The following is a 13,839-nucleotide window of genomic DNA, read 5'->3' on the forward strand; positions in this document are numbered from 1 at the left end:
CCCCACCCGGAATGCCCCGGCAGGAACCGTCGCCCGGAATACCTCTGCCGGAGGACGTTCCGCCCGACCGCCTGTCCGGCGACCGCCCGTCCAACACCCCTCTGTTCAAAGACTGTTCTACCCATGGCGTTTCTTCCCATAACCCAGCGCACGAAGGACCGATGACCGAAACATCCCGGACCCACTTTGCAGATGCCTTTCTCACCCGGGCGGGGCTGATAGACGCGGCGCGCGCACCGTTGGCGGGCGACGCCTCCAACCGCCGTTATGAGCGGGTGCGCGCGGCGGGGGAGACGCTGGTTCTCATGGACGCACCGGCGGAGCGGGGGGAGGATGTGCGCCCCTTCACAGCAATCGCACGGCATCTCTCCTCGCTCGGCCTTTCTGCTCCCCGGATCCTGGCGGAGGATGCGGCGCGGGGCTTCCTGCTGCTGGAGGATCTGGGGGACGACCTTTACGCGTACCTGCTGCGGGAGGATGCCGGGCAGGAGCGCCAGCTCTACGCTGCCGCTGTCGATGCTCTCGTGGAACTGCATCGCCATCCCGCGCCCGATGGCGTGGAGCGGTATGCCCCACCGTTGCTCGGCGATCTCGCCGCGCTGGCGGTGGATTGGTATCTGCCGGGAACCGGTGCCGATCCTGTGGATCGCGCGCCGCTGGCCGAGGCTGTGAACACGGCGGCACTGCGCCATGCCGGCGGGCCTGAAGTGCTGGCGCTGCGCGATTACCATGCCGAAAACCTGCTGTGGCTGCCGGAGCGGGAGGGGGCGGCCCGTGTCGGCCTGCTCGACTTTCAGGACGCGCGGCGCGCCCATCCCGCCTATGATCTGGTCTCGCTGCTGGAGGATGCGCGGCGCGACACGACCGAGGCGCTCCGGCAGGAGATGATCGCCCGCTACGTCGCGGAAACGGGCGCGGAAGATGCGGCCTTCCGCGCCGCCTATGCCACATTGGGTGCGCAGCGGAACCTGCGAATTCTGGGTGTCTTTGCCCGGCTCTGCCTCCGGGATGGCAAGCCGCGTTACCTCGCCTTCATGCCGCGCGTCTGGGATCACCTGATGCGCGACCTCTCCCACCCGGCGCTGGCCGATCTCTCCCGTCTCGTGCGGGAGACGCTGCCAGAACCCACGCCGGAGCGCCTCGAAAGGATCAAAGCCCGATGCGGAACGCGCGCCTGCCCCTGATGTTGTTCGCCGCGGGTCGTGGCACGCGCATGGGCGCACTGACGCTGGACCGCCCGAAACCGCTGGTGGAAGTGGCGGGTCTGCCGCTGATCGACCATGCGCTCGGGCTGGCGGAAGCCGCCGGGGCCGAGCCGATCGTGGTCAACACCCATTACCTCGCCCCGATGATCGAAGCACATCTGGGCAAACGGGTGCTCTATTCGCCGGAGCCGACGCTCCTTGAAACGGGCGGAGGTCTCCGCGCCGCGCTGCCGCTGCTGGGCGGGGGGCCGGTCTACACCCTGAACAGCGATGCCGTCTGGACCGGGCCGAACCCGCTCGCCACGCTTGCCGCGGCCTGGGAGCCGGAGCGGATGGACGGGCTTCTCCTTCTGGTGCCCAAAAGCCGCGCGGCAGGACATGGGCCGAAGGGCGATTTCGACCTTGCCGACGGACTTGTCACGCGGGGGCAGGATTACATCTACACCGGCGCCCAGATCATCCGCCCCGACGGTCTGGCCGGGATCGCGGCCGAGGTGTTTTCCCTCAACGTTCTCTGGGATGAGATGATCGCCGCGGGCCGCCTTTACGGCGTGGTCCATCCGGGCCGCTGGTGCGACGTGGGCCGACCTGAAGGTATCGCGCTGGGAGAGGCGATGCTCGCCGATGGCTGACCTTTTCCCGCCAAGCGATACCCCCCGCGTCTTTGCCCTGCCCGCGGGCGTCGATTTCCCGCGGCAACTGGTCGAAGGTCTGCGTGCCCGGCTGGCCCCCCTTCCACCGGAGGCGGTCGCGCGGGTGGAGCTTTTCGTCAACACGCGGCGGATGCAAAGGCGGGTGAAGGCCTTGTTCGCCACAGGCGGGGCGACGCTCCTGCCCCGCATCCGGCTCGTCACCGATCTGGAGCGGGATCTGGCGATGGCAGACCTGCCGCCCCCGGTGCCGCCACTGCGGCGAAGGCTGGAATTGGCCCAACTTGTACAGCGTCTGCTCGACGTGCAGCCGCATCTCGCCCCCCGGTCGTCTGTCTATGATCTGGCCGACAGCCTTGCCGCGCTGCTGTCCGAGATGCAGGGAGAGGATGTTCCGCTGGAGCGGCTGGAGGCGCTGGATCTCGCCGACCATGCCCAGCATTGGGAACGGAGCCTCGCCTTCATCCGCATCGCCGCGCGCTTCCTGTCGCCCGGCCCCGGCGAGGCCCCGGATGCAGAGGCCCGGCGGCGCATGGTGGTGGAGCGGCTGGAAAGCCAGTGGCTGGAGACACCCCCGGCCCATCCGATCATCGTTGCGGGTTCCACCGGCTCGCGCGGGACGACGGCCCGGCTGATGCGCGCGGTGTCAGGTCTGCCGCAGGGCGCGGTTGTGCTGCCGGGCTATGACTTCGACCTGCCGGAGCCGGTCTGGGACTCGCTCGACGACGGGCTGACGGCGCAGGATCATCCGCAGGCACGGTTCCGCAGCTTCCTGCGGAGCGTCGATCTGCCGATGTCCGCCGTGCAGCACTGGGATGGCACGCCCCCGCCCTGCCCGGAGCGGAACCGGCTCGTCTCGCTTGCCCTTCGCCCCGCGCCGGTGACGGATCAGTGGATGGAGGAGGGGCCGACCCTTTCCGGCCTTGACCGCGCGGTGGCGGGAATGACGCTGATCGAGGCTCCCTCGCCGCGGGCGGAGGCGCTGTCCATCGCGCTTCTCCTGCGGGATGCGGCGGAGCGGAACGAGACTGCCGCCCTCATCACGCCGGACCGAAGCCTCACCCGGCAGGTGACGGCGGCGCTGGACCGCTGGGGCATCCTGCCCGATGACAGCGCGGGGCGACCGCTTGCGCTTTCGCCGCCCGGCCGCTTCCTGCGGCATGTCGCGGCGCTCTTTTCGCAAAAGCTCACCGCCGATGCACTGCTGACCCTGCTGAAGCATCCGCTGACCCATACCGGGGCCGGACGGGGTCCGCATCTGCGCTGGACCCGGGAGTTCGAGCTGCGGCTGCGCCGTCATGGCCCCGTGTTTCCCACGCCGGAAGACATCGGCGCCTTCGCCGCCCGCAAAAGCCGCGGCGGAGAAGTGGAGGAAGGGCGTGCCGAGTGGGGCGAGTGGCTGGCCGGCGCCCTGACGCTGGCAGCAGAGCCGGGGCATGACCTTCCACTCACGGAGCACGTGGCGCGTCACAGCAGGCTGGCGGAACTGCTGGCCGCCGGTCCCGTGCCCGGAAGCGGTATCCTCTGGGAAGATACGGCGGGGGACAAGGCGCTCGCCGCCATGGAGGAACTCGCGTTTGAGGCCCCTCACGGCGGCCGGATGAACGCCGCCGACTACCGCGACATGGTCTCCGCCATCCTTGCGCGGGGAGAAGTCCGCGAGGCCGCCGAGGTCGATTCGCGCATCATGATCTGGGGGACGCTGGAGGCCCGCGTGCATGGCGCAGAACTTGTCATCCTCGGCGGGTTGAACGAAGGGAGCTGGCCGAAGATGCCGCCGCCTGATCCGTGGCTCAACCGGCAGATGCGGCACAAGACCGGGCTTCTCCTCCCGGAACGGCAGATCGGCCTCTCCGCCCATGACTTCGAACAGGCGGTAACGACGCCCCGTGTCGTGCTGAGCCGCGCCATCCGCTCGGACGAGGCGGAGACGGTGCCCGCACGCTGGATGAACCGGCTGGTAAACCTGATGGGCGGGCTGAAGGACAACGGCGGGCCGGAGGCGCTGGCCGGGATGCGGCGGCGCGGGGCGTACTGGCTCAAGCTGGCGGAGGCGCTGGAAACGCCGGCGCGACGCATGACGCCCGCACCGCGCCCCTCTCCGCGCCCACCCGTCGCCGCGCGGCCCCTGGAACTGCCCGTGACGGATATCGGGCGGCTGATCCGGGATCCCTACGCGGTATATGCCCGGCGCATCCTGCGGCTTCGCCCGCTCGATCCGCTCCGGCCGGAGCCGGATGCGGCGCTGCGCGGCTCCGTGCTGCACGAGATCCTCGCGCGGTTCTCCACCGTCGATCCGAGAGTGCCGGAGGCAAGGGCGCGGCTGATGGAGATCGCCGACACCGTGCTGGCGGAGGAAGTGCCCTGGCCCGTGGCCCGCCGCCTGTGGCGCGCACGGCTGGACAGGGCGGCGGACTGGTTTCTCGCGCGGGAGGCGCGGCGGACAGGTACGCCGCGGCTGGTGGAAAAGCCGGGGGGGATCACGCTGGAGCCGTCCGGCTTCCGGCTGACCGCCCGGCCCGACCGGATCGACGAGCTTCCCGACGGGCGCATCCACATCTATGACTACAAGACCGGCAGCCCACCCACGGAGAAGCAGCAGCGCGCCTTCGACAAGCAGCTTCTGCTGGAGGCCGCGATGGCCGAGCGCGGGGCGTTCGAGGATTTCGGCCTCGCCGATATCGCCGGTGCCACCTATATCGGCCTTGGCGCCACGCCGAAGGAGGAGCCACTGGACCTCTCCCCCGCCGTGACGGCCGCGGCATGGGAGCAGCTGGCCCAGCTCATCGCCCGCTATGCGGCGGAAGAGACGGGCTATACTTCCCGACGCGCAATGTTCAGCGAAGGCAGCGCCGGGGCCTACGACCATCTCGCACGCTTCGGCGAATGGGAGATGACTGCCACGCCGGAGCCAGAAGACGTCGGTCAGGATACGGCGGCCGACCGGCGCCCAGACGGGCCAGAGGACATGCGACCAGGGCATACCGACGCTTTGGGTGCCGCCACAGACGCACCCCGGAACGGGAAGGACGACCGATGAGCCGCGACGCAGCCAGCCAGCGGCAGGTGGATGCCGCCAACCCCCGCGCCTCCACCTGGCTTTCGGCCAACGCAGGCTCCGGCAAGACCCGCGTGCTGACGGACAGGGTGGCGCGGCTCCTCCTGAACGGGGTGGAGCCGCAGCGTATCCTCTGCCTGACCTATACCAAGGCCGCGGCAAGCGAGATGCAGAACCGCCTGTTTCATCGCCTTGGCGAATGGGCGATGCTCGGCGACGGGCCGCTGGGCGATGCGCTCATGAAGCTCGGCATTCCCGCGCAGGACATCGGCGCGGAGCGGCTCCGGGGGGCGCGCCGCCTTTTCGCCCGCGCGATCGAGACGCCGGGCGGCCTGAAGATCCAGACGATCCACTCCTTCTGCGCCTCGCTGCTCCGCCGCTTTCCGTTGGAAGCCGGGGTGACGCCGCAGTTCAGCGAGATCGACGACCGCGCGGCAGAGCTGCTGCGCGAGGAGGTGATAGAGACGCTGGCCGACGATCCCCGTCACGTCGCCGCCGTGGACGGGGTGGCCGCGCTCTGGACCGGGGACAGCCTGAAGGATCTGGTGGCCCAGATCTGCCAGCACCGCGCGGCCTTCACCGATCCTCTGAATCGCCGGGCGGCCTTCACGCTCTTCGGTTTGCCTGACGCGTTCACCGCTGCCGATGTGCTGGCCGAAGTTTGTCTAGGCAATGAGGGCGACCTCTGCCGGGAGTTGATCGCGGCGCTGGAGACCGGCGGTTCGATAGATCTGTCCGCAGCGGAGAAGCTCCGCGCCGCGCGGTTCGACCCGATGGGGCTTGGCACGCTCGCGGTGCTGGAGGGCGTGTTCCTGACCGGCGCGGGGGCAAAGGAGCCGTTCACAGCCAAGATCGGCAGCTTCCCCACCAAGGCCACCCGCGCCCGCGTGCCGCGCATGGCGATGGTGGAGGATCTGATGAAGCGGGTGGAGGGGGCGCGGGCGAGGCGCCTCGCCCTCGTCGCGGCGGAGCGCGCGGCGGCGCTCCATCGTTTCGCCGCCGCCTTCCTGCCGGAGTACGACCGGCGCAAGGCGGAGCGCGGCTGGCTCGACTTCGACGACCTCATCACCCGCGCCCGCGCCCTGCTGACGGACCGCTCCGCCGCGCAATGGGTGCTGTTCCGGCTGGACGGCGGGATCGACCATATCCTCGTGGACGAGGCGCAGGACACCAGCCCCGGCCAATGGGCCGTGATAGAACGGCTGGCGGAGGAGTTTGCCGCGGGCGAAGGCGCACGGGTGGAGACGCCGCGCACGCTCTTTGTCGTAGGCGACAAGAAACAGTCGATCTACTCCTTTCAGGGGGCCGATCTTGCGGTGTTCGAGGCGATGCGGAGGGAGTTCGGCCAGCGTCTCGCCCAGATCGACATGCCGCTGGTGGAACTGACGCTCGCCCACTCTTTCCGCTCCTCCGCCGCGGTCCTCAGCGCGGTGGACGCGACTTTCGCGGCGGAGGCCGGCAAAGGGCTCGGCGGCGAAGTGAACCACATCGCCTTCAAGAACGACATGCCGGGACGGGTCGACCTCTGGCCGCTGGTGCCCAAGGCGGGCGACCCGGAGGAAGACGTCTGGTACGAACCTGTCGATCTCGTCACCGACCAGCATCACGAGGCGCGCCTGGCCCGGATGATCGCGCGGGAGATCCGGCGGCTGATAGACGCGGGCACGCTGATCCCCGAGGGCAACGGCCGCACCCATCCGATGACGGAGGGGGACGTGCTGATCCTCGTGCGACGCCGGAACACGCTCTTTCGCGAGATCATCCGCGCCTGCAAGCAGGCCGGCCTGGCGATCGCCGGGGCGGACCGGCTGAAGCTCGCCGCCGAAATGGCCATCCGTGATCTGACGGCGCTGCTTTCCTTTCTCGTCACACCGGAGGATGACCTGTCGCTGGCCGCTGCGCTTCGCTCGCCGCTGTTCGGCTGGGGGGAGGGCGATCTCTACCGGCTGGCGGAGCCGCGGGGCGGCGCCTTTCTCTGGGAAGCCCTCCGGCGGGAGCGGGAGCGGCACGGGCCGACCCTCGCGATGCTGGACGATCTGCGCGACCAGTCGGACTTCCTGCGGCCCTATGAGCTGGCCGAGCGCATCCTGACCCGTCATGGCGGGCGCGGCAGGCTTCTGGCCCGGCTGGGGCCGGAGGCGGAGGACGGGATCAACGCCTTTCTCGCGCAGTCGTTGGCCTATGAGCAGGCGGAGGTGCCCAGCCTGCAGGGCTTCGTCGGCTGGCTCGCCTCCGGTGATGTGGAGGTGAAGCGCCAGGTGGACGCGGCGGGAGGGCGCATCCGGGTGATGACGGTGCATGGCTCCAAGGGCCTGGAAGCCCCCGTGGTCATCATGCCCGATACCGCCAAGACACGCCCCCAGGAACGTGAGCAGATCTATCTTTCCAACGGCACGCCTCTCTGGCGCACCGCCGCCGCCGAAAGCCCCGACCTCATCGCCAGCGCGCGCGGCGACCTTCTGGAACGGCAGGAGGAGGAACGGGCGCGGCTGCTTTATGTGGCGATGACTCGGGCGCAGTCCTGGCTCATCGTCTGCGGCGCGGGCGAGCCTGCCAAGGACCTCTCCTCCTGGCACGACCGGATCGCCGCGGGAATCGCGCGGGCGGCGGGCGACGGCCTGAAGCTGGAGGCTTGCACGTTCCCCTCGGGCGAGGGCAAGCGGCTCTCCCGGGGAGACTGGCCCGCTGACCACCCCGGCGAGGGCGTCATGGCCAGCGGGGAGACGTCGCCCGTTGTACTTCCCGGCTGGACCCTGCAGCCCGCGCCACCGCCCAGGGAGGACCCAGGCCCGATCTCTCCTTCCGCCCTCGGCGGCGCAAAGGCCCTGCCGGGAGAATCCGGGCTGGATGAGGAGACTGCGAAGCTCCGCGGCACGCGGCTTCACCTGCTGCTCGAGCACCTGCCGCATTACCCCGATGCGGATTGGGACCGCCTGTCCCACGATCTGCTGGCGCTGGACGACGATCCCCCGCCTGCGGCAGAGCGGCTGGCCCTGCTCGCGGAGGCTCGGGCGGTCATCCAAAATCCGGCGCTTGGATTCCTGTTCGCGCCGGAGACATTGGCGGAAGTGCCCGTCACCGCGGAAATCGGCGGGCGGCGGATGCTCGGCACCATTGACCGGCTCGTGATCGCACCCGATCACGTCCTCGCCATCGATTTCAAGTCGAACGCCGTCGTCCCCTCTTCGGAAGCCGAAGTGCCGGAAGGCATTCTTCGCCAGATGGGAGCCTATGCGGCGGCGCTCCGCCTGATCTGGCCGGGGCGGCGGGTGGAGACGGCTGTTCTCTGGACACGAACGGGGGTGCTCATGCCGCTCGGCCCGGCGCGGGTGGCCGCGGCGCTTGCCGCAGCCATGCCAGAGCCAGAACATGCCGATCCCTGTCCGCCTTGACGCTCTCTCTTGCCATACCTACGTTTGCCCCAACACTCAGCCGAGGAGAACCCGATGGCCACGCAATCCGTCACCGATGCCACCTTTGACAGCGAAGTCCGCCAGTCCGACCTGCCGGTCGTGGTGGATTTCTGGGCCGAATGGTGCGGCCCCTGCCGCCAGATCGGCCCGGCGCTGGAAGAACTCGCCGTCGAATATGACGGTAAGGTCAAGATCGTGAAGGTGAATGTGGACGAAAACCCGCAATCTCCTTCCCAACTTGGCGTACGCGGCATCCCCGCCCTGTTCCTGTTCAAGGACGGTGAGGTTGTATCCAACAAGATCGGTGCCGCGCCGAAGGCGGCACTCAAGAACTGGATCGACAGCGCGATCTGATCGCGGCGCGATCCACGGCAAGGGCGCCCGCGTCGGGCGCCCTTTTGCTTGGCATCCCGGAAGGAGAGAAGAATGGCGGAAGAACGGTTCCCCGGCTGGCATGGCACGACGATTGTCGGCATCCGCAAGGGTAACGAGGTGGTGGTGGCGGGCGACGGGCAGGTAAGCCTCGGCCAGACCGTCATCAAGGGCACCGCCCGCAAGGTGCGCCGCCTCTGTCCCGGCGGGGTGCGGGAGATCGTCGCGGGCTTCGCCGGTTCGACCGCGGATGCCTTCACACTGCTGGAGCGGCTGGAGGCGAAGCTGGAAGCCACGCCGGGACAGCTCGCGCGGGCGTGCGTCGATCTCGCAAAGGACTGGCGCACGGACAAGTTCCTGCGCAATCTGGAGGCGATGCTGATTGTCACCGATGGTCATGATCTGCTGGTGCTGACCGGCGCGGGTGACGTCCTGGAGCCGGAGGACGGTGTGGCCGCCATTGGCTCGGGGGGCAACTATGCCAAGGCCGCGGCGCTGGCCCTGATGGACAGCGATCTTCCGGCCGAGGACATCGCCCGCCGCGCCATGAAGATCGCGAGCGACATCTGCGTCTATACCAACGGTAATCTGACTGTGGAGCGGATTACCGCTCCGTGACCTGGGCGGGGAGGGTCCGCTTTCTCCTTCCGTTCAACGGCGTTGCGACACACGACAATGGTCATCAGCGCGCCGACATGCGAACTGGCGGAGGAGCGGACCAGTCATGACCCGCTCCTCCGTCCATGCGAGGCGCGCGGGCTGCGAGAAGGCGCGCCCGTGCCCTGCGACGCTTCAGAGCCGCACTTCTGCCACGTTATCCTTGTAGTCCTCCTTCGGGTCGGAACCGAACAGATGCTTGAGCCCGGCCCACATGCCGCTGGCATCCTTCCAGATCTCCGCGCTTTCCGGGTCGAAGCGGAGAAGCACGAGCTTGGGATCGTCCTTGCCGTCCTCGTACCAAGCGGCGATATGCCGGTTCCACAGACGATCCACCACCGCCCGATCCGTATCAACGGTGAGCGAGCCGTGCAGGCAGGCAAAAATCCCGTGGCCCTCCGAGGTAAATGTGGCGATGGCCCGCGACGTCTTGTCGCCCAGACCGTGGACGAGCTCGCTGTCGACGCTGGTAAAGAACCACACCGGGCCACCCTCATCGCCTTCGAAAAGGGCAGTCATCGGGCGGGTATGGCTGTCATCCTTGCCCGAAATACCCAGCATGACCGTCATGTCGGATTTCAGCGCTTTCCAGAAGTCGGCCGCGAGTTCCTGGGGGGTAGGCATTGTCATTCCTCCGCTACTGCATAATTGGGAAACGGGCGGAATGCGCGCGTGTTCCCGCAACTGACGAACAGGACCAGACATGACCAACCTTACCCCGCGGGAGATCGTCTCGGAGCTCGACCGTTTCATCATCGGCCAGAAGGAGGCGAAGCGCGCCGTGGCTGTCGCCCTGCGCAACCGCTGGCGGCGCAAGCAGCTTCCCCCCGCGATGCAGGAGGAGGTCTATCCGAAGAACATCCTGATGATCGGGCCGACCGGGGTCGGCAAGACGGAGATCTCCCGCCGTCTGGCAAAACTGGCGAAAGCACCCTTCATCAAGGTGGAGGCCACGAAATTCACCGAGGTCGGCTATGTCGGGCGGGATGTGGAGCAGATCATCCGCGACCTTTGTGACGCGGCCATCGCGGAAACCCGCGACCGGATGCGGGATGAAGTGAAGGCCCGTGCCCATAAGGCCGCAGAGGAGCGTGTGGTCGAAGCCATCGCCGGCCGCGACGCACGGGAGCAGACGCGCGAGATGTTCCGCCAGAAGCTGAAGCGCGGCGAGCTTGACGGACAAGTCATCGAACTGGAGGTTCAGGATACGTCCAGCCCGTTCGGGGGGATGGAGATCCCCGGCCAGCCCGGCATGGGGATGGTCAATCTCGGCGACATCTTCGGCAAGGCGCTCGGCGGGCGGCGCGTAAAGCGCAAGCTGAGCGTGGCCGAAAGCTATGAGGTGTTGATCGCCGAGGAGGCGGACAAGCTCATCGACGATGAAGCCGTGACGCGCGCCGCGCTCGAATCGGTGCAGCAGAACGGCATCGTCTTCATCGACGAGATCGACAAGGTGGTGGCGCGCGGCGATGCCCGCGGCGCGGAGGTGAGCCGCGAGGGCGTTCAGCGCGACCTGCTGCCGCTCATCGAGGGGACGACGGTTTCCACCAAATATGGTCCGGTGAAGACGGATCACATTCTGTTCATCGCTTCCGGCGCCTTCCATGTCGCCAAACCCTCGGACCTGCTGCCGGAGCTTCAAGGCCGCCTGCCGATCCGGGTGGAGCTGCGGGCGCTGACCGAGGAGGACTTCGTGCGCATCCTGAACGAGACGGACAACGCGCTGACACGGCAGTATGCGGGTCTGATGGGCACAGAATCGGTCAATGTGACCTTCACCGACGATGGCATCGCCGCTGTCGCGCGTATCGCGGCGGATGTGAACCGCTCGGTGGAGAACATCGGCGCACGGCGGCTCTACACGGTGATGGAGCGGGTGTTCGAGGAACTGTCCTTCACCTCGCCCGACAGGGCGGGCGAGACCGTGACCGTGGATGCCGATTTCGTGGAGAACAACGTGGGCGCGCTGGCACGGTCCGCCGACCTCAGCCGCTACGTGCTCTGAGCACTCTCGCCCAAGGGGGAACCGGCCTCTTCAGGCCGGTTCACTCCGCTGCTTCGGCATCGCCTCATGAACACTTCGAGTATCCGCAGTCCAGACAGGTCATGCAGCCCTCCGCCATGTGGAGATCGTAGCCTCCGCAACTGGGGCAGGCAGGGCCGCGCTTTTCTCCAACCACTACCCGGTCCGCGCGGGGATCGGACTTCAGACCCTGCCCTTCGCCGGCGATGAAGCCGATGGTGACGAGGTGCCGCTCGATCACCCCCCCGATCGCGGCAAGGATGGACGGCACGTAGCGACCCTCCATCCAGGCGCCGCCGCGCGGATCGAACACCGCCTTCAACTCCTCCACCACGAAGGACACGTCGCCCCCGCGCCGGAATACGGCGGAGATCATCCGTGTCAGCGCCACCGTCCAGGCGTAGTGCTCCATGTTCTTGGAGTTGATGAACACCTCGAACGGCAGCCGCTGGCCCCCCACGACGATATCGTTGACCGTGATGTAGATCGCATGGTTCGAGTCGGGCCATTTCAGCTTGTAGGTCTGGCCTTCCAGCGCCTGCGGTCGATCCAGCGGATCGCTGAGATAGACGACCTCACCCCCGGTAGCGGCGCGCACGGGACGTTCCTCGACGGGCGCTGCCGCGGGCGCGGGTTCCACCTTCGGCTCCGCAACCGTCAGAACCGATCCCGTCACGCTGTTGGGACGATAGGTGGTGCAGCCCTTGCAACCCGTCTCATAGGCCGCAAGATAGACATCCTTGAATGCGTCGAAGGAGATGTCTTCCGGGCAATTGATCGTCTTTGAAATGGAGCTGTCGATCCATTTCTGCGCCGCCGCCTGCATCCGCACATGGTCGAGCGGAGCAAGGCTCTGGGCATCCACGAACCACTCCGGCAGGGGCGCATCCCCGAACCGCTCGCGCCAGAGGCGGACAGCGTAGTCCACCACTTCCTCCTCCGTCCGCGAGCCGTCCTTCTGCAGCACCTTGCGGGTGTAGGCATAGGCAAAGACCGGCTCGATTCCCGAAGAGACGTTGCCCGCGTAGAGCGAAATCGTCCCCGTCGGCGCGATGGAGGTGAGCAGCGCGTTGCGGATGCCCTTCTCCCGGATCGCGGCCCGGACGTCCTCATCCATCTCCCGCAGGGAGCCGGAGGAGAGGAACTTCTCCACATCGAACAGCGGAAAGGCCCCCTTCTCCGCCGCCAGATCGGCGGAGGCGAGATAGGCGGAACGCGCGATGGCATGCAGCCATTCCTCCGTCCGCTCGGCGGCCTCCTCCGAACCATAGCGCAGGCCCAGCATCAGCAGCGCATCGGCCAGCCCCGTGACCCCCAGCCCGATCCGTCGCTTCGCCGCCGCCTCCGCCGCCTGTGACGGCAGCGGAAAGCGCGAGGCATCCACCACGTTGTCCATCATGCGCACGGCCACGCGCACCAGATCGTCCAGCACGTCCAGATCCATCCGCGCCTCCGCCCCGAACGGGTCGGAGACCAGCCGCGCGAGGTTGACGGACCCGAGCAGGCAGGCCCCGTAAGGCGGAAGCGGTTGCTCCCCGCAAGGATTGGTGGCGGAGATCGTCTCGCAATAGGCGAGGTTGTTCATCGCGTTGATCCGGTCGATGAAGATCACCCCCGGCTCCGCATAATCGTAGGTGGAGCGCATGATGCCGTTCCACAGATCGCGCGCCTGCACCGTGCGATAGACCTTGCTGCCAAAGCTCAGGTCCCACGGCCCGTCCGCCTTCACCGCCGCCATGAACGCATCCGTCACCAGGACGGAGAGGTTGAACATCCGCAGCCGCGCCGGATCACGCTTGGCTTTGATGAAATCCTCTATATCGGGGTGGTCGCAGCGCATGGTTGCCATCATGGCGCCGCGCCGCGATCCCGCCGACATGATCGTGCGGCACATCGCATCCCACACATCCATGAAGGAAAGCGGGCCGGAGGCATCCGCCGCCACGCCCTTCACCTCCGCTCCGCGGGGCCGGATGGTGGAGAAATCATAGCCGATGCCGCCGCCCTGCTGCATGGTGAGCGCGGCTTCCTTCAGCATGTCGAAGATGCCTGCCATGCTGTCCGGGATGGTTCCCATGACAAAGCAGTTGAAGAGCGTGACGCTGCGGCCGGTGCCGGCGCCCGCGATGATGCGGCCTGCGGGCAGGAAGCGGAAATCCTCCAGCGCGGCGTAGAAGCGGTTTTCCCACACTCCCGGGTCTGCCTCCGTCTCCGCCAGCGCGCGGGCGATGCGGCGCCAGGTATCCTCCACCGTGCCATCCACGGGAGTGCCGTCCGCCTGCCGGAGCCGGTACTTCATGTCCCAGATCTGTTCAGCGATGGCAGTATCAAAGCGGGACATATCGTAAACCCTGTATGTTGTGTGTAAACCGACGGGAAACACAAGATAGGCACTGATTTGTGCGGGTCAACCTTGCCCTCCGGTCAATGCCCGCCTATGTGGTCAGGTATCCCCCGGAGG

9 protein-coding genes are annotated in these 13,839 nt (G+C 67.7%); 7 read left to right on the forward strand and 2 right to left on the reverse strand.

The genetic code is table 11. The annotated features are described in order from the left end of the window. The first annotated feature begins 161 nt into the window (after positions 1–161). The 6 genes from CN97_RS07545 to hslV all read left to right on the forward strand — a co-directional run bounded on the left by CN97_RS07545 (position 162) and on the right by hslV (position 9,316). Entirely contained in the window at positions 162–1,184 is a 1,023-nt protein-coding gene (locus tag CN97_RS07545; protein ID WP_035709254.1) for an aminoglycoside phosphotransferase family protein, read from the forward strand. After that, positions 1,160–1,837 carry a nucleotidyltransferase family protein gene (locus tag CN97_RS07550; protein ID WP_035709257.1) on the forward strand — a complete coding sequence of 226 codons (678 nt, stop codon included), beginning with the start codon at positions 1,160–1,162 and terminating at the stop codon, positions 1,835–1,837. Before CN97_RS07545 ends, CN97_RS07550 begins: the two co-directional genes overlap by 25 nt. Then, a complete protein-coding gene (gene addB / locus CN97_RS07555) occupies positions 1,830–4,895 on the forward strand; it encodes a double-strand break repair protein AddB (RefSeq protein ID WP_084684031.1) in 3,066 nt (1,021 codons plus the stop codon). The genes CN97_RS07550 and addB overlap by 8 nt, the downstream gene beginning before the upstream one ends. Beyond that, positions 4,892–8,305, forward strand: coding sequence for a double-strand break repair helicase AddA (gene addA / locus CN97_RS07560; RefSeq protein WP_035709260.1), 3,414 nt, complete (start codon positions 4,892–4,894; stop codon positions 8,303–8,305). The genes addB and addA overlap by 4 nt, the downstream gene beginning before the upstream one ends. Positions 8,306–8,359: 54 nt before the next feature. Further along, positions 8,360–8,680 carry a thioredoxin gene (trxA, locus tag CN97_RS07565; RefSeq protein WP_035709262.1) on the forward strand — a complete coding sequence of 107 codons (321 nt, stop codon included), beginning with the start codon at positions 8,360–8,362 and terminating at the stop codon, positions 8,678–8,680. 72 nt (positions 8,681–8,752) lie between these two features. Continuing rightward, entirely contained in the window at positions 8,753–9,316 is a 564-nt protein-coding gene (gene hslV, locus CN97_RS07570) for an ATP-dependent protease subunit HslV (protein ID WP_035709266.1), read from the forward strand. 174 nt (positions 9,317–9,490) lie between these two features. On the opposite strand, the gene CN97_RS07575 is transcribed toward hslV, so the two are convergent. Then, the gene (locus CN97_RS07575; RefSeq protein ID WP_035709268.1) at positions 9,491–9,979 is read right to left on the reverse strand and encodes a pyridoxamine 5'-phosphate oxidase family protein; all 489 of its coding nucleotides are present in this window, start codon (positions 9,977–9,979) and stop codon (positions 9,491–9,493) included. A 79-nt stretch (positions 9,980–10,058) separates the two neighbouring features. Between CN97_RS07575 and hslU the strand changes: the two genes are divergently transcribed. Next, a complete protein-coding gene (hslU, locus tag CN97_RS07580; protein WP_035709271.1) occupies positions 10,059–11,360 on the forward strand; it encodes an ATP-dependent protease ATPase subunit HslU in 1,302 nt (433 codons plus the stop codon). A 64-nt stretch (positions 11,361–11,424) separates the two neighbouring features. On the opposite strand, the gene CN97_RS07585 is transcribed toward hslU, so the two are convergent. Further along, positions 11,425–13,719, reverse strand: a complete 2,295-nt coding sequence (locus tag CN97_RS07585; protein WP_035709273.1) for an adenosylcobalamin-dependent ribonucleoside-diphosphate reductase — start codon at positions 13,717–13,719, stop codon at positions 11,425–11,427. Positions 13,720–13,839 lie beyond the last annotated feature (120 nt).

Origin of the sequence: Haematobacter massiliensis (assembly GCF_000740795.1) — a bacterium.
In the GTDB taxonomy this organism is placed as follows: Bacteria; Pseudomonadota; Alphaproteobacteria; order Rhodobacterales; family Rhodobacteraceae; genus Haematobacter; species Haematobacter massiliensis.